19 protein-coding genes are annotated in these 17,456 nt (G+C 27.9%); 10 read left to right on the plus strand and 9 right to left on the minus strand.

All coding sequences use genetic code 4. From position 1 onward, the window contains the following. The first annotated feature begins 2 nt into the window (after window positions 1-2). Window positions 3-161 carry a hypothetical protein gene (locus SBIUS_RS04440; RefSeq protein WP_203352880.1) on the plus strand — a complete coding sequence of 53 codons (159 nt, stop codon included), beginning with the start codon at window positions 3-5 and terminating at the stop codon, window positions 159-161. 17 nt (window positions 162-178) lie between these two features. Here SBIUS_RS04440 and SBIUS_RS04310 read toward each other — a convergent pair whose 3' ends face one another. Genes SBIUS_RS04310 through rnmV form a run of 3 tightly spaced genes read right to left on the minus strand, consistent with a single transcriptional unit; the run spans window position 179 to window position 2,183 of the window. Next, window positions 179-856: a hypothetical protein gene (locus SBIUS_RS04310; protein WP_162685241.1), complete on the minus strand. Its 678-nt coding sequence runs from the start codon at window positions 854-856 to the stop codon at window positions 179-181. Window position 857: 1 nt separating this feature from the next. Continuing rightward, window positions 858-1,649 carry a 16S rRNA (adenine(1518)-N(6)/adenine(1519)-N(6))-dimethyltransferase RsmA gene (gene rsmA, locus SBIUS_RS04315; protein ID WP_162685242.1) on the minus strand — a complete coding sequence of 264 codons (792 nt, stop codon included), beginning with the start codon at window positions 1,647-1,649 and terminating at the stop codon, window positions 858-860. Between the two features lie 3 nt (window positions 1,650-1,652). After that, window positions 1,653-2,183 (minus strand): ribonuclease M5, encoded by a 531-nt coding sequence (gene rnmV / locus SBIUS_RS04320; protein ID WP_162685243.1) that lies wholly within the window; start codon window positions 2,181-2,183, stop codon window positions 1,653-1,655. Between the two features lie 96 nt (window positions 2,184-2,279). Between rnmV and SBIUS_RS04325 the strand changes: the two genes are divergently transcribed. The 9 genes from SBIUS_RS04325 to SBIUS_RS04365 all read left to right on the plus strand — a co-directional run bounded on the left by SBIUS_RS04325 (window position 2,280) and on the right by SBIUS_RS04365 (window position 12,695). After that, window positions 2,280-3,323 (plus strand): rod shape-determining protein, encoded by a 1,044-nt coding sequence (locus SBIUS_RS04325; RefSeq protein ID WP_162685244.1) that lies wholly within the window; start codon window positions 2,280-2,282, stop codon window positions 3,321-3,323. 118 nt (window positions 3,324-3,441) lie between these two features. Next, a complete protein-coding gene (locus SBIUS_RS04330) occupies window positions 3,442-4,476 on the plus strand; it encodes a rod shape-determining protein (RefSeq protein WP_162685245.1) in 1,035 nt (344 codons plus the stop codon). An 82-nt stretch (window positions 4,477-4,558) separates the two neighbouring features. Then, entirely contained in the window at window positions 4,559-6,214 is a 1,656-nt protein-coding gene (gene argS / locus SBIUS_RS04335) for an arginine--tRNA ligase (protein ID WP_162685246.1), read from the plus strand. 131 nt (window positions 6,215-6,345) lie between these two features. Continuing rightward, window positions 6,346-7,095, plus strand: coding sequence for an ABC transporter ATP-binding protein (locus SBIUS_RS04340; RefSeq protein ID WP_162685247.1), 750 nt, complete (start codon window positions 6,346-6,348; stop codon window positions 7,093-7,095). Continuing rightward, window positions 7,079-8,722, plus strand: coding sequence for a hypothetical protein (locus SBIUS_RS04345; RefSeq protein WP_162685248.1), 1,644 nt, complete (start codon window positions 7,079-7,081; stop codon window positions 8,720-8,722). Before SBIUS_RS04340 ends, SBIUS_RS04345 begins: the two co-directional genes overlap by 17 nt. A gap of 142 nt (window positions 8,723-8,864) precedes the next feature. Further along, complete coding sequence (locus SBIUS_RS04350) at window positions 8,865-9,896, plus strand: rod shape-determining protein (RefSeq protein ID WP_162685249.1); 1,032 nt, start codon at window positions 8,865-8,867, stop codon at window positions 9,894-9,896. A gap of 52 nt (window positions 9,897-9,948) precedes the next feature. Further along, window positions 9,949-11,001 carry a rod shape-determining protein gene (locus SBIUS_RS04355; protein ID WP_162685250.1) on the plus strand — a complete coding sequence of 351 codons (1,053 nt, stop codon included), beginning with the start codon at window positions 9,949-9,951 and terminating at the stop codon, window positions 10,999-11,001. Window positions 11,002-11,101: 100 nt separating this feature from the next. Further along, complete coding sequence (locus SBIUS_RS04360; protein ID WP_162685251.1) at window positions 11,102-11,566, plus strand: hypothetical protein; 465 nt, start codon at window positions 11,102-11,104, stop codon at window positions 11,564-11,566. A 70-nt stretch (window positions 11,567-11,636) separates the two neighbouring features. After that, a complete protein-coding gene (locus SBIUS_RS04365; protein WP_162685252.1) occupies window positions 11,637-12,695 on the plus strand; it encodes a rod shape-determining protein in 1,059 nt (352 codons plus the stop codon). Between the two features lie 37 nt (window positions 12,696-12,732). Here SBIUS_RS04365 and SBIUS_RS04370 read toward each other — a convergent pair whose 3' ends face one another. The 6 genes from SBIUS_RS04370 to rpmH all read right to left on the minus strand — a co-directional run bounded on the left by SBIUS_RS04370 (window position 12,733) and on the right by rpmH (window position 17,171). Continuing rightward, window positions 12,733-13,527, minus strand: coding sequence for a TatD family hydrolase (locus SBIUS_RS04370; RefSeq protein WP_162685253.1), 795 nt, complete (start codon window positions 13,525-13,527; stop codon window positions 12,733-12,735). Window positions 13,528-13,534: 7 nt separating this feature from the next. Beyond that, window positions 13,535-14,881, minus strand: a complete 1,347-nt coding sequence (gene mnmE, locus SBIUS_RS04375; protein ID WP_162685287.1) for a tRNA uridine-5-carboxymethylaminomethyl(34) synthesis GTPase MnmE — start codon at window positions 14,879-14,881, stop codon at window positions 13,535-13,537. Between the two features lie 52 nt (window positions 14,882-14,933). Continuing rightward, window positions 14,934-15,494, minus strand: a complete 561-nt coding sequence (locus tag SBIUS_RS04380; protein ID WP_162685254.1) for a hypothetical protein — start codon at window positions 15,492-15,494, stop codon at window positions 14,934-14,936. Next, window positions 15,472-16,614, minus strand: a complete 1,143-nt coding sequence (gene yidC, locus SBIUS_RS04385) for a membrane protein insertase YidC (protein WP_162685255.1) — start codon at window positions 16,612-16,614, stop codon at window positions 15,472-15,474. Before yidC ends, SBIUS_RS04380 begins: the two co-directional genes overlap by 23 nt. 84 nt (window positions 16,615-16,698) lie before the next feature. After that, a complete protein-coding gene (rnpA, locus tag SBIUS_RS04390; RefSeq protein WP_162685256.1) occupies window positions 16,699-17,028 on the minus strand; it encodes a ribonuclease P protein component in 330 nt (109 codons plus the stop codon). A gap of 8 nt (window positions 17,029-17,036) precedes the next feature. Next, window positions 17,037-17,171 (minus strand): 50S ribosomal protein L34, encoded by a 135-nt coding sequence (gene rpmH / locus SBIUS_RS04395; protein WP_020836790.1) that lies wholly within the window; start codon window positions 17,169-17,171, stop codon window positions 17,037-17,039. Window positions 17,172-17,456 lie beyond the last annotated feature (285 nt).

Here is a 17,456-nt window from a genome sequence, read left to right on the forward strand (position 1 = left end):
CTATGAACAAAGATTTTGATTCATCATGTTTCAAATGCGTTGAAGAAATGCAAAAAACAAACCAAGGAGGAGCAGCTGCAAGTATATTGGCAATGAAAATGCAACAAGGAATTGCTGTACAAGACTTAGACAATATACATTTATGTGCAAGACATGCTTAAGATTAAAAAAAACTAGTTTATTTATTTAAACTAGTTTTTTTAATGAAAGTTGATCCTGAACCACTCATTGTTCCCAACTCTCTGTATTCAATTAACTCTGGGTAAAGTTTAAGAGCAGGTATTTCTAACATATTCTTTTCATACTTATTCTTTCACCCTTCAATTTCATCAAATTTTTCATAGACATCTTTGGTGTTACAATTAACTCCTGTTAGAATTAAGTCTTTTAATTCTATACAATAATTTTTTTTACTTTTTTTTACTTTGTTACCAAAACCTTTAACAACCGCTGTTTCATAGCCTTTTATAAAAAAATAACAATCTGTTCCAACTGCTTTTGCAATTTTATTAAGAATTTTTTTATCTTCTGTGAAGTATTTGGCAACACAAATAGCATTACTGCTTCCTCCACCAAGACCTGAACCAATAGGTATATTTTTTTGAATTCTTATTTTGTAAAACTTATCTATTACTTTTTCTTCTCTTAAAATTTTTAAAACTTTAAAAATAAAATTCTCTTTTTCTAATTCTTTTAAATTACAAAATAGTGTATCTTTACTTTCGTTTGATTCACTTATTTCAATCTCATCAAAAAAATCTTTAACAATTGTAAATGTAGAGTTTATTTTATGCATACCGTTAATATTTTTCCCAACTTTTAATCCGATATTTACTTTTGCAAAACTTTTTAACATACTAATATACCTCGTTGTACATTTCTATAAACTTATCTATATCAATATTTTCTGGTCTTAAGTTTTGATTTAAACATATTTTATCCAGAACATTTAAAGCTTCTTCTTTGTTATTTGTTATATTTGATAGATTATTTAAAATAGTTTTTCTTTTATTGTTGAATAACTTTCTTACGAAAGCAACAAACTTAGCATCATCGTTAACTTTTTTTAAATTGACTTCATTAAAAGTTAATGAAATTATTGCTGAATCAACCTTTGGTATGGGCTTAAACATATTTTTATTAACAGTGAATTCATATTTTATATCAGAATAAAGTTGTGCTGCAACAGAAAGATTATTGTAGTTGTTTTCATTTGCTTTTGCACAAATTCTTTGGGCAACTTCTTTTTGAACCATAAATATTGCTTTGTCTAAAAATTTAGAAACATTTAAAGTTCTAAATATTATTTCACTAGTTATGTAATAAGGTGTATTTGATATTAATGAAACTTTTTTAAATTTATTATCTTCAATAAGTTTTTTAAAATTAACTTCCAAACAGTCTTCTATTATTAATTCAAACTTCTCTGACTTAATTTCAGACTTTAGAATAGATTCCATATCAGGATCAATTTCTATTGCAATCACTTTTGAAAATCTATTTATAAGTTCTTTCGTCAAAGCCCCTCTACCTGGCCCTATTTCAATTATTAAGTGATCCTCTTCTTGATCTAGGATATCTATTATTCTGTTTATCAAATTTTTATCAGTTATAAAATTTTGACCAAACTTCTTTTTAGCAAATTCCATTTTTTATTCTCCTACAATTTCTTTGATTTGTTCTACATTAAGATTTATTAAATTTAATCATTTGAACAATCGCTTTGAATTTATTTTTTCACTTCAATTATATTTCTGAGCTATTTTTTTTCTTGCTTCCGGTTTAAAAAAATCATTTTCTAAAAAGTCTTCTCAACTTATACTCAAAGCATTTGAATCAAAAGAAATTAAATTTGAAAGAGCATTTCTAATATCTTCTTCTTTTGCTTCAGCAATTCCAATTTTTTTTGAATTTATTATGTCTTTCTTATTGATAAATGCGTTAAAACATTTAAAATCTAAGTAGGTATTAATGGTATCACGAATTCGTAATCCAGGTCCATCAGGATCTGTTAATATAATTACACCACGTGTGCTGTTAACATCGGAAATAAAATTCAAAGTATTTTTAGATAAGGCAAGCCCATTAGTTTCAATGGTGTCTACATTATCATTTCCAAATATTTTCTTAAGTTTGGCAGTGTCTGTAACACCCTCTACTATAACAACTTGTTTTATCTTCATAGGGTTACCTTTCTCGTGTATTATACTAGTATTTCGAATACATATATAGTATAATTATACACGAAGGGTTTTTTTCTTATAGAGGAGGAAATAAATATGGCATCATGAGATCGTAAAAGAGAATTCGTTGCTTTAGACTTAGGAACAGCTAACGTAGTTGCTTACCTAGGTGGACAAGGTATCATTTATAATGAACCTTCAACTATGGCATACGACGTTCATACAAACACTGTTATCGCATCAGGGGAATCAGCATACGAAATGATCGGAAAAACAAATGAAGACATTAGAATGGTAGTTCCATTAGTTGATGGAGTTATAGCAGACCTTGACGCAGCAAAAGATTTAATTAAAATAATCTTTTCACGTATTAAATTATCAGACATCTTAAAAAATGCATTAGTAGTTCTTGCCTGCCCTTCAGGAGTTACTGAATTAGAAAGAAGTGCATTAAAACAAGTTGTTTCAGATATGGGAGCAAAAAATGTTCTTGTTGAAGAAGAAGTTAAATTATCAGCAATCGGAGCTGGAATTAACATTGCTATCGCAAGTGGACACTTAGTTGTTGACATCGGTGGAGGAACTACTGATATAGCTATTATATCAGCTGGGGATATTGTTATTTCAAGATCAATTAAAGTTGCTGGAAATCACTTTGATGAAGAAATAAGAAAATACATACGTGCAGAATACAACGTATTAATCGGAATTAAAACTGCTGAAAAAATCAAAATTGAAATCGGTGCATTAACAAAAATAGATAATGGACGTACATTCCGTGCATTCGGACGTGACGTTATCTCTGGTTTACCAAGAGAAGTAGTTATCTCACCAGATGAAGTGAAAAACGCTTTATTAGCACCATTCTCAAAAATTACAGACCTAATTGTTGAAGTTATGGAAAACACACCAGCTGAATTAGCTGGAGATATCATTAGAAATGGTATTACAATTTGTGGAGGAGGAGCTTTAATTAGAGGAATTGATACATACTTTGAATCAATTTTCCAATTAAAAGTAACTAAAGCTCAAGATCCATTACTAACAGTTATCGAAGGTACTAAAGAATACGAAAAACAAGCAGAAAAATGATTAGAAGTTGTTGAAATGCGTGATTCAAGAGAATACAACATTAAATAATAAGAAAGGAAGAAATTAAAACTTCCTTTTTTATTTTGTCTTTTTAACTTTTAAAGGGTAGATTATTTGAAAAAAGTGTTTAAACTATTATATATAGAGTAAAAGTGAGGTAATTCTTGTGGCAAGAGTAAGTTTGAGATCAAGAAGACACATTGCAATTGATATAGGTACAAGTAAAACTAGAATTTTTATAGAGCAATTAGGAATGGTTTTTAATGAAGCTAGTTTAATAGCGTTAGATTATAAAACTAGAAAAGTTATTTCAATTGGAGATGACGCAAAAAAATTCGTGGGTAAACTAAGTGGAGCTATGCAAATAAAACATCTTTTAAAACGTGGAGTTTTAACAGATATGAATCTTCTTAAATTGTTCTTATCAAGTGTTTTAGGGAAATATGAAGAAGAAACAAAAAATGCTGTAGTTACTTTGGCATGCCCTATAAGCATGAGCGAATTAGAAAGAAAAGCCTTAATAGACTCAATTAAATCTTTAGGTGTTTCACATGTTATGGTTGAAGATGATATTAAATTAGCTCTGCTTGGGGCTGGTTATGATATTTACGGATCAGATTCTTATATGTGTTTAGACATGGGAGCTGGAAAAACAACAGTGGGTGTTATCACAAACGGTGAAACAATAAATCACAAATGATCAAAAGCTTCTGGGGAAGTAATTGATAACGAAATAATCAAACACTTAAAAACTAAAGAAGGAATTCTTTTAGGAGATGTTAGTTCAGAAGCTGTTAAAATAGCTGTTGGTTCAGTTGTAAAAAGTAAAGAACCATTAAAAACTAAAGCTTACGGTTATGATTTAAATACATCAAGACCTAGAGAAGTTGAAGTTCAAGACAAAGACATTTCAAAAATAATACTTTCAGTTTTTGGTAACATAACAAACACAATCACTTCATTATTAGAAGAAACTCAAAGTGAAGTTGCTGGAGATATAATTAAAAATGGATTAATAATAACTGGTGGTTTAGCAAAAATACCAGGGGTTAAATTATTCTTCGAAAACTTCTTTGAAATACCAGTATTTGTTGCAAAAAATGCTGGAAGCTCAACAATTGAAGGTGCAATAATGCATAAAGATAAGAGTTATGATTTAATAGAAGAAATGGAATTAACAAAAACAACATATCTTTGATAATAAGACTTGGTCTTATTTTTTTATTTGTAAAAAAATGCCAGTTTTTTTTATAAAATATAATAGTAGAATTTAGAGGTTAAATATGAATATCTTAATAAATAAAATTAAAGCAGTTTTAGAACAAGCAGTAAATAAACTGGGACTCAAAGGAAATATAATAGTTGAAAGACCCAAACTTATTCAAGATGCAGATTTTGCAACAAACTTTGCTTTAATAAACTCAAAATTAAATAATTCTAACCCTATTCAATTAGCAGAATCTATTGTAGAAGAAATAAAAGATAATGATTTATTTGAAAACGTTGAATTTGTTAAACCAGGATTTATAAACTTTAGAATTAATAAAGTGTTTTTAAACGAAGTTATTGATGAAGTTATAAAAAAAGGAAATGATTTTGGTAGATCTAACAAAAAAAATATGAAATATAACCTTGAATTGGTTTCTGCAAATCCAACAGGTTATTTACATGTTGGTCATGCAAGAAATGGAGCAATCGGAGATTCTGTTGCAAGAATACTCAAGTTTGCAGGATATGATGTAGAAACAGAATATTATACAAATGATGCAGGAAATCAAATAAATATATCTGCAGCAACTTTGTTTTATCATTATAAAGAAATGCAAGGTCTTCCAGTATCAAAACCAGAAGAAACTTATGGTGGAGATATGTATATAGAAGTTGCACAACTTTTTATAGATGAATATAAAGATAAATTTAAAGATGTTGAAATTGTTGATAATAAAATAAATGATAAAGAAGTAAATGACCTATTTAGAAAAAAATCAATTGAGTTCTTTATGAAAGAAATTAAAAAACAATTAAATAGTTTTGGTGTTAATATTGATTTATTTTCAAGTGAAGCGAAAATGTATGAAAATAACTCAATCAATAAAATTGTTGATAAGTATAAAGAACTTGGAGCAACATATGAAAGTGAAAATGCTTTATGATTAAAAACAACTCAGTTTGGTGATGATAAAGATAGAGTTCTTAAAAAAACAGATGGGACTTTCACCTATATAACTCCAGATATAGCATCTCATAGCGATAGAATCGAAAGATCAAAAGCAGATAAATACATTAACTTCTGAGGTGGGGATCACCATGGATATATAATTAGATTAAGATCAGGTTTAGCTTTATTAGGATATGATTTTAATCTTGTAGATATTGATATGATTCAAATGGTTAGATTAATGAAAGATGGCCAAGAATATAAAATGTCTAAAAGAAAAGGAACAGCTGTTTGATTAGTAGACCTATTGGAAATGGTTGGGAAAGATTCAATAAGATATATGTTAGTTTCTAAAACCCCTTCTAGTCACATGGATTTTGATTTAGATTTAGCTTTAGAAAAAAACTCAACAAACCCAGTTTATTATGCACAATATGCAACAGCAAGATGTAATAAAATAATTAATACTCTAAACAATATTAATTTAGAAACAAATAAGCAAATAATTTTTGAGAGTCAAAAAGAAAAGGAATTAATTATTCTTTTAGATAGTTTTAACTCTGTTGTTGAATATGCAGGAAGTTCAAGATTGCCAAATATAATTTGTGATTATATACAATCTTTAGCAAAAGCTTTCCATTCATATTATGCAGAAACTAAAATTTTAGATAATGAAAATACAGAAGTCACTAACCAGAGAGTACTTCTAGTTAAATCAATATATCAAGTTCTATCAAATGCTTTTGATTTAATAGGAATTGATGTAAAAGATACAATGTAAAAAGTGAAGTTTGCAACTTCACTTTTTACATTTGAATCATAGAAGCCCACTTTATATAAAAAAAATGCATGTGATATAATAAATGAAGAATAAACAAATTAGAGTTTTATAGTTAGAGGGTTTTATATAGAATGCTAATCTTAAAAGAAGTATCAAAAAAATTTAAAAACGAAAAGGGAATTTTTAATATTTCTTTTTCGTTTTCTATGGATAAAATTGTTGGTTTAATTGGTGATAACGGAGCAGGTAAAACAACAATAATTAAAACTATTTTAGGAGACTATAAAAAAGATAGTGGAGAAATAAGTTTATTGGGAAATTCGGAAAACTACAAAAAGGATATAACATATTTCCCTGATCAAAATAATTTTCCAAAAAACTCTAATATAATAGATTATTGTTTGTACACACAGAGTCTAAAAGGTCAAAACTATAAAAAAGATGATCCAAAAATTTTGGAATTGGTGGGTATATTGGGTTTAAAAGATTATTTAAATTCTTCATTTCAGAAATTATCTTCAGGTATGCAAAAGAGAGCTTTATTGTTATCGCTAATATTATCAAAACCCAAATTAATAATTTTGGATGAGCCAACAGAAAATTTAGATATAAAATCAAGAACTGAGTTTTTAAAATTAATAGAATTTATTTCTAAAGAATACAAAGTAGGTATTATGATTACATCTCATAATATTGATGAAATCGAAAATATAATTAACTACGTAATAGTTGTAAAAAGCGGGAAAGTTGTTCATGTTGGCGATTTTGACAAAACCAATAGCAACCTAAAAGAACTTTATTTTAAAAGTATAGGAACAGAAAATGAAGTACTTGATTTTGAAAGATTAAGGGAGTTTAAGAAAAATGAAAATAATAGCTAATCCAATTTCTAAAAGAATTTTTTTCAAAACTTTGAAATCGCCGTATTTCATAACATTAACTTCTATATTCATTATATTAATCTTATTTTTAAATATAATATTTTCTGTGATAGTTAAAAAAACCGAAGTAATTTCAAACCATAGGATACTTTATACATACACAGCAACTTCTTTATTGCTACTATTTGTTGTTATCTATGAAGTATGGTTTTATAACTTGTTTTATTTAAAAGATAAAGTTGATGGTTACTATAATTTAGAATTAAGAGCTGAATATAGTAGTAAAGAAATTTTTTTCTCAAGATTAATTATAAATAAGTTAATGTTGATATCTTTTCTAGTAATAATAAATATAATAAATGTTATTACAATATCTTGGGTAGAAAACCAAAAATTCAATTTGAACGTTGTTAACATTTTAATATTTTCTCTAATCATTTTGATAGTTGATCTATTTATTTCATCTATTTTTGGTTTGATTTCGCAATTTAAAAGCAATGTTTTAATGGGTGTTGTGGCCGGAATATTTTCTTTAGCTCTACCTTTAAATTTCATACCCGAAATAGTAACCAACATGGACAATAATTATATATATAATTCTGAGTTTGCTGAAGAAAACATAAAATACTATTCAGGATACAGATTGAGAGAATTATCCAAAAAAAATACATATGTTGAAAGTTTGTTAGAATCTTACAACGAGATTGATGAAGGCGTTACAATTACAGAATATAAAATTGATTGAATAAGAGAAGGGTTTTTATATTATGGACCCACTCGCGGAACTGTTTCATTTACTGATGGATTTAAAAATAATGAAATTTATAAGCTTTTAGATGAAGCAAAAAAATTAACAGACTTCCATAAAGATGATACCTTTTCAGAAGAAAATGATTATGGTAAAGAAATATGAACAAATAGTTACTTTTCTGCAAAAAAAGAAAAAAATTCTATTTTGGAAGGTAAATATAATTTTAATACCTTAATTAATAAAATGATCCTATCAAATAAGAATAATGACAAAGGAAAGGATAAGATAGAATTTTTAAATTTCATTAAAATTTATGCAAATAATATTTATTCTTTGAAAAGTTACCAACTACAACCAATATTTTATACAAAATTCATTTATGAAGAAGGAAAAATGCAGTCCTTGGAAGGAAAAACATTCACTCCAGGAGAAATAATTCTCGCAAATGTTTTGAATGAAGTTTTAGTAAATGCTTTAAAAATAACTAATGACTATGAATCTAAAAATAATAATATGTTAACCTATGGCGGTTACAACGGTTATAAAATGAACTTATATTTGAATAGTTTTTTAAACCCATTCTATGTTCTAAATGAATTCCAGTCTTACAATTTTGCAGATAACGAAATCATGAAAATGAATGATGTTATTAATAACCCAGTGGTTCCCTCAGGAGTTTATTTCTTGTACAAAACCAATATAGTCAATGATTTGACAAATCAAGATTATCCAAAATGAGATGACGCATCTAAAAACACTATAAAATTTAATAATTTAGAATATATTTTATTTATAAATGCTATTATATGTTTATTGATATCAGCTTTAACTTTATATATATTTTATAAACAATACAATAAATTGTTGATTCAATAAATAAAATCTGAAGACTGTTTAAAAGTGAAGTTTGCAACTTCACTTTTTTTATGTTAGAATTACATCAGATTATATATTCTACTTTTAAATAGAAATATATAATTCATTTATTTAAAAAACATTAATAAAGGAGAAAAACAGTATGGCAAATAAAAAACCAACATTCGTTTCAATGGACTTAGGTACAGCTAACACTTTAGTGTATATTGCTGGACAAGGTATTGTTTATAACGAACCATCAATCGTTGCTTACAGAATTAAAGAAAACAAAATTATCGCTGTAGGTGAAGAAGCATACAAAATGATCGGTAAAGGAAACAAAACTATTCGTGTTGTAAGACCAATGGTTGACGGAGTTATTACTGACATTAGAGCTACTGAAGCTCAATTGAGATACATCTTCTCAAAATTAAGAATTACAAAACAATTAAGACATTCAATTATGTTATTGGCATGTCCATCAGTTATTACTGAATTAGAAAAAACAGCACTTAAAAAAATCGCTGTTAACTTAGGAGCAGACCAAGTATTCGTTGAAGAAGAAGTTAAAATGGCTGCTTTAGGTGGTGGAGTTAATATCTACGCACCAACAGGAAACTTAATCGTTGATATGGGTGGGGGAACTACTGATATAGCTGTTTTAGCATCAGGAGATATCGTTCTATCAAAATCAATTAAAGTTGCTGGAAACTACTTAAACGATGAATGTCAAAAATTCATTCGTTCACAATACGGATTAGAAATCGGTTCAAAAACTGCTGAATCAATCAAAGTTAACGTTGGTTCATTAGCAAAATACCCTGATGAAAGACGTATGAAAGTTTACGGACGTGACGTTGTTTCTGGATTACCAAGAGAAATCGAAATTACTCCAGAAGAAGTACGTGAAGTATTAAAAGTACCAGTATCAAGAATTATTGACTTAACAGTTCAAGTTTTAGAAGATACACCACCAGAATTAGCTGGAGATATCTTTAGAAACGGGATCACAATCTGTGGTGGTGGAGCCTTAATTAGAGGAATCGACAAATACTTCGCAGATACATTACAATTACCAACAAAAATTGGTGAACAACCATTATTAGCCGTTATTAACGGAACTAAAAAATTCGAAAGTGAAATCTGAGAAATTGTTAAAGCTCAAAGATTACACGACGATATAATGAGTAGATAATACTCCCCTGTTTTATAAAGTTTAAAAATTTTAAAAAATGAGGAGGTTTATTATGTACAAAGAACTTAATAGACCATTCATTTCCCTGGATCTTGGAACTAGCAATATTCTTGCCTACGTTTCAGGTCAGGGAATTGTTTATAATCAGCCAAGTTTAATGGCATACGATGTTAGAACAAACAAACTAATAGCCATTGGACAAGAAGCTTATGAAATGGTCGGAAAAACAAATGACAATGTAAGATTAATAACACCATTAGTTGATGGGGTTATCGCAGACTTAGATGCTGCACAAGATTTATTGAAACATATATTCGATAGATTAAAAATGATGAACTTTTGAAAAAGTTCTATCGTTGTTCTAGCTTGTCCTTCAGGGGTTACCGAGTTAGAAAGAGATGCTCTTAAAATGGTCGCAAAAGACATGGGAGCAAGTTTAGTAGTTGTTGAAGAAGAAGTTAAAATGTCAGCCTTAGGAGCTGGTGTTAATATTGAATTACCTATGGGTCATTTAATTGTTGATATCGGTGGAGGAACTACTGATATAGCTATTATTTCAGCTGGAGATATTGTTATTTCAAGATCTCTTAAAATAGCTGGAAATGCATTCAATGATGAAATATTAAAATATGTTAGAGCTGAATACAATATTTCAATCGGTCTTAAAACCGCAGAAAACATTAAAAAAAGTGTTGGATCATTAGTAAAATATCCTAATGAAAGATCAATGCAAATTTATGGAAGAGATATTGTTTCAGGATTACCAAAAGAAGTTACTGTTAACTCAGAAGAAATTAGAAATGTTCTATTGGGAGCATTTAGTAAAATAACTGATTTAGTAATCGAAATTATGGAAAACACTCCTCCTGAATTGGCTGGAGATATCATGAAAAACGGTATGGTTTTATGTGGTGGTGGAGCATTGGTAAGAAATGTTGATAAATATTTCTTCGATATATTCCAATTACCTACAAAAATAGCTGCCGATCCTCTTAACTGTGTTATTGAAGGAACAAAAGCTTATGAAAAAATCATAATAAAACGTGTTGAAGCTGGGGATTACGAGGGAACTCAAGATACTTACCTTCAATCACTTAAAAAATAGAAACTTAGGTTTCTATTTTTTTTATAAAAATCATTTTATATTTTGATAAAAAAATCTTTTATCTTTTTTATATGTTAATTTATTTGTAATTGAGGTAATTATGGAAAAGCAAATAATAAGAATAACAGAAGAAGAAGATGTAACATACGAGCTTATTTCTGAGATAATATATAAATTTTTTACTTTTGATGGAAAATCTATTTTAAAAGGTTCTGATAACAGAATAAGTAAAAACGAAAGAGTATGATTTATTAATTTTGCTCCAATAAGAAAAATAAGCGAATTAATAGAAAAAGAAAAATATGCCATATACCCTTCTGTTGATCTAGAAGAGATTTTTTTATTTAATGACACAGGTTCTAAAAAATTAGTTGAAGCAAGATTTGAAAAATTAAAAAGCAGTGATGATTCAATAATAGTATTTGCTAAATTTAAAGATAATTTTAAATATGAAGGATATAAGTTTTTAGGAGTTTATAAATTTGAAGGAATGGTGGAAAATAACCTAAATAACTTGGTGTTTAAAAAGGTTAAAAATACTTATATTTTTTCAAAACAAAAATAACCCCCTTGTTTTCTATATCTTAAAATAGTATAATAAGAGTACATATTTTATTATGGCACAGGAGGTATTTATGAAAATAGATGAACGTACATTTATAGCCTTAGATTTAGGTACAAGTAACATATTAGCTTTTGTCGGAAGACAAGGGATAGTTTATGACGAACCATCAATCATGGCGTATGACAACATTACTAACTCATTAGTTGCATTAGGTGGAGACGCTTACAACATGGTTGGTAAAACACACGAAAACATTAGAATGGTAGTTCCAATTAAAGACGGAGTTATTACAGATTTAGATGCAGCGAAAGATATGCTAAAACATGTTTTCAGTAAATTAAAAATGTTAAATGACTGAAAAAACTCAATCATTTTACTAGCTTGTCCTAGTGAAGTAACTGAATTAGAAAGAGAAGCTCTAAAACAAGTTGCTTATGACATGGGAGCAGAAATCGTTATCGTTGAAGAAGAAGTTAAAATGGCTGCATTAGGTGCAGGAATTAACATCGATGTTCCAAGAGGACACATCGTAATCGATATCGGTGGAGGAACAACTGATATAGCTATTATTTCAGCTGGTGATGTTGTTATCTCAAGATCAATCAAAGTTGCAGGAAATGCACTAGATGAAGAAATCAAAAAATACATTAGATCAGAATACAATGTTACTATTGGTGACAGAAGTGCTGAAGATGTAAAAAAAGAATTAGGTTCATTATCTAAATATAAAGGTGAAAGAACTATGTCTGTATTCGGTAGAGATATCGTTTCAGGATTACCAAAAGAAGCAATAATTAGTTCAGAAGAAATTAGAAACGTTTTAGTTAACGCTTTCAGTAGAATTACTGACTTATTAATTGAACTAATGGAAAACACTCCTCCTGAATTAGCTGGAGATATAATTTCAAACGGATTTACAATTTGTGGTGGTGGATCACAAATTAGAGGAATCAAAGAATACTTTAACGGTATTTTCTCAGTTCCTTGTCATGTATCACCTAACCCATTAACTGGAGTTATCGAAGGTGCAAGAGTATTCCAAAAAATAATTAATGACAGAATTGAAAAAGATTACTACGGAAAAAACGCAAAAAACGTTAAAAAAGGTAGTCAAACTTCATACTTATAGTAAATAAAAAAAATGGTTTGAATTCAAACCATTTTTTTTATGCAATTTTAAAGATTTTCATTGCGTTGCTTGATGTTGCTTCTATAACATCCGCTTTATTAACTTTTTTTAAACTAGCTATTTTTTCAACTGTATAAACAATGTTCTTTGAAACATTTAACTTTCCTCTTTTTGGTTCGGGAGTTAAATATGGTGCATCTGTTTCTACTATTATTTCGTTTAAAGATAGTTTTTCAACAGCATCATGAAGTGGTGCAGCATTTTTAAAAGTTACAACTCCTGGTATTGAAATTAAATATCCCCTTGAAGTAAACTTCTTAGCTAATTCATATCCTCTTGTATAACAATGAACAATTGCTCTTTTTACTTTTAATTCATCTAAAATTTCTAATGCGTCTAAGTAAGCTTGATCAGAGTTGTCTTTATCTCTTAGGTGCATCATTACTGCTAAATCATTTCTCTGAGCTATTTTAATTTGTTCTTTGAAGAAATGTTTTTGAACTTCTTTATGTTCATCTGTATAGTAATAATCTAGACCTATTTCCCCGATAGCAACAACTTTGTCTCCATGAGCCATAGTATCAATATCTTCTAAATCATCAATTGTAAATTTAATTACATCTGTTGGATGAATACCAACTGCTGCATAAACATTTGGATATTTTAGCGCATACTTGCTTGCTTCTTTTGAAGATCTTATATCAAAACCAACACAACAGAAGTGACTAACGCCAACTATTTTAGCTTCATTTATCATGTCTAATGCTTCAAATTCTTTTTCTTTGTAAATCTCATCATTAAAATGTGTGTGTGTATCAAATATACCAGCCATAATTAACCTACTTTCCTAAGCAATACTTTCTAAATATTGTATCTATAACTTCTTCATCAGCATCATATATACCCAGAAGATTATTCAAAATTTTTAAAATTTCATATAAATCAACATTTATAAGGTCAGTTGTAAAACCTGATTCAATGTTATTTAAACTATTTTCTAATAAAGTTAAGATATTTTTAAACATTTCAATATGAAATGCATTTGATAGTATAGGAACTTCAACTTCCAATAAGTTATCGTTATTGAATTCATCTTCTATTTTATCAATCAACTCTTTTATGTCATTGTTTATTGCTGAAACAGAAACTAGATTTGGAAATTTGTTTTTTATTTCTTTAGTTTCTTCAACACCTAAAAGTTCTGACTTATTCAAAACAACAATGTGTTTTTTATCCTTTATCTTTTCATATATCTCATTATTAATTTTACCCTTATTTATAACAAATAAAATAAGATTTGAACTATTAATTAAGGATATGCTTTTTTCAATACCTATTTTTTCAACTTCATCTTTAGTATTTCTTATTCCTGCTGTGTCTATTAAATTAAGAGTAAAATTTTCAAAATTTAATTGTCCTTCAACAATGTCTCTTGTCGTCCCTTCAATGTCAGTTACTATTGCTTTTTCTTCTGAAATTAGAGAGTTTAGTAAAGAAGATTTACCAACATTTGTTTCTCCTAAGATCAGTGTATTAATACCAGAGTTTAAAAAATTAAATCTCTTGCTTGCTTCCAATATTTTTGTAACTTCATTTTTTAAAATTATTAACTCCGAAGATATTTCTTCAGAACTTGAACCTTCAACATCATCATAGTCAGGATAATCAATTGAAGTTTGAATTTTAGAAATTAGATCTATAAGATTTTCTTTTATTATCAAAAGAGATTTATTATTTCTACCTTCTAAATTCATAGCGCTAACTTTAAGAGCTAACTCATTTTTAGAATCTATTAAATTATTAATACTCTCAGCTTGTAGTAAATTTATTTTTCCATTTAAATAAGCTCTTTGAGAAAACTCTCCCGGTAAAGCAGGTCTTGCTCCATGAGAAATAAGTAAAGCTATAATTTTATTAGTTAAAAGTATTCCACCGTGACATTGTATTTCTACAACAACTTCGCCAGTGAAAGACTTTCCTTGGGCAAAAGTTAGAATCAATGATTCATCTATAATATCATTTCCATCATAAATTTTTCTAACTTGCATTTTATTGTTTGCATCAATTTTCTTAATAAGTAATTTATTAACTATTTCTATTGCTTGTTCACCAGACAATCTAATAATTGAAATCGCTTGTCTTGAAACTTTTGTTGCACAAGCCACTATTGTATCATTTAAATTTATTTTCATATTATCTTCTTCCCAATCTTGATTATAACAAAAGAAAACCAGAAAGTTATTTTTCTGGATTGTATATTATTCTTATTCTTCTATCACCAAGAGATCCTGTTGTTTTAATTTTTATTCTCTTGTATTCAATTAGGAACATATTAATTTTTCTTCTGATTTCTTTTGTGTAGGCAGGTAACATTACCTCACTTTTTTCTTCAATTACTTTTTTTACAATTTTCTTTAAATCGTTTTTATTGTATGTAAGAGAATTTCTTTTAGCTATTTTAAAATCAACCATTTCTAAATCTATTTTAATATTAAACTTTATTTTAAAAACAGTCTTTATGAAAATTCCTATACTTTTTTTGGTTTCATAACTTAATTCGTCTTTGCTACTGTAAGCTAAAATATTTCTATCTTTTGTTTTTGTTTTAAAAATTGATATGAACTTTATATCTAAAAATGGTTTAAGCTGCTCATTTAAAAATTTTAGATACTCAATTCTTTTTTGATAAGAAACAAAATAAAACACTTCCCCTAAGTCGTTTCGAAAAAATAATTTATTTTCTTGATATCTACTTATTAGAAAGTGATTAAATTTATTATTTACTTTTTTTAGTTTCATTTGAAACTTTAGCAGCTATTGTTTTGTTTTTTTCGATTTGTTTCTCTCTTTTTTTCTTCATTCTTGTAACTTTAGTTTCTTTTAAGAAGTGGAAAGTTAATGTTTGAATTATTTGGAAAGTAGAAGAGAAAATTCAATATATCGCTACCCCTGAGGCAATGTTGAAAACAACAAACAAGAATACAACCATAAATACAATTTGCATTATTAATTGTTTTTTTCTTGCTTTCTTCTGTTGTTCAGATTCCAATTTAGGTTTCTTTTTAAACATTTGCAAGATCATCGGAAGCATCATTGAACCAATTTGCAGTGGTAAGTATACAACAATAAGAGTTAAGTAAATTCAATTTCCTTGTTGAATTTGTTGGAAAGGTACTTCAACTAAAGTAATTTGTCCAACAGTTGCCACTTTAAGGGCATGAGTTGCCCTAACTACTGCGAACATCGCGAATAAGAAAGGCATTGAAAGGAATGAAGTTGCAATTGAACTCATTGGACTAATACCTTCTTTTTTATATAAAGCCATTAGTTCCATTTGTTGTTTTTGTTTTGCACTTGGATCAGAAGAGTTTTTATATTTCTCCTGTACTTCTGCTTGTTTAGCTTGTAAACCTTGCATTTTTTCTTGATTAATTTGAGTTTTTCAAGTAAATGCAAGAGTAATACCTCTAATAATTAATGAAGTAAAGAATATTGCAAATATTGCAGCAACTCCATATGAAGTAGAATCTGGGTTTAATTGACCACCTGGTGCATGTTTAGAGAATAGACTAATGAATGCTACCAATAATCATGACAATGGATAAACGAAGAATCCGTAAAATGGAGAAGATGTAACAGTAAATGCTTGTCCCCAACTTGATATTGGGTTAAATGCATATTCTTTTAATTCACCTGTTTTTTCATCAATCATAAATCAATGTGTTTTTGAACTTCAATCACCTAAAGATTTTATGATTATTTCAAATGATACCCCTGGAGAATAAATTTTATTCCCAGCCATATCAGTTACTGTATTAACTGTATACTGTGGTTGATACATCTGTACACATCCTCACAGCATAGAAACGATAATAAATACAAACAATATTAACTTAGTTCAAACTCAAACTAATTTCATTCAGTCCTTACGAGTTTTTTTCTTATTGTTATTATTATTTAGGTATTTAGAATAGTCCTGTTTATACAAGATATTCACCTCTCTTTATTTTATTAATAAAAGCGACTTTCTAAGATCTTCAAGATTCTCTTCATAGCTTTTATCTAAAATCATTATTCTAGCCATTAAGACTACATCATAACTCTTTTCTTTTTGATCATTTAATAATTCATAGATCATTGACCTAACTTGTCTTTTAACTCTATTTCTCAATACAGCATTACCCATTTTTTTACCAACAGAAACACCATATCTGAATCTATTAAGATCATTTTTTTTAAAATAAATTACAAATCCTTTTGTTTTAATGAATCTTTTATTCCCAATAATACTTTGAAATTCGTGATTTTTTTTAATTATATTTATATTTTTCATACTTATTATTAAGCAGTAAGTTTAGCTCTACCTTTAGCTCTTCTTGCTTTAATAACTTTTCTTCCGTTTTTAGTAGCCATTCTAGCTCTAAACCCGTGAGTTCTAGCATGTTTGATTTTACTTGGTTGTCAAGTTCTTTTCATAAAGTTACCTCCTTTTTTAAACAAAACTTCATTTAAGATTATAACTTAAATCATTGAGATTTGGTATTGAATATTGTAATTTATTGATTATATTCAATATTGAATAACTTTTAGTAAAGTATTAACAAATTTAATATGTGGATAACTTTTTTTAAACCCATAAATAAAGGTTATATATTAATAAGTTATCCACATTTTATACATTTTTGAATGTGTTTTTAAAGTTATCCACATTAAAGTAATGGGGATAACTTATAATCTAAATGTTAATATTCGAGGTGCAAA

The sequence above is a fragment of the Spiroplasma sp. BIUS-1 genome, assembly GCF_010365805.1.
Lineage (GTDB): Bacteria > Bacillota_I > Bacilli_A > Mycoplasmatales > Mycoplasmataceae > Spiroplasma_A.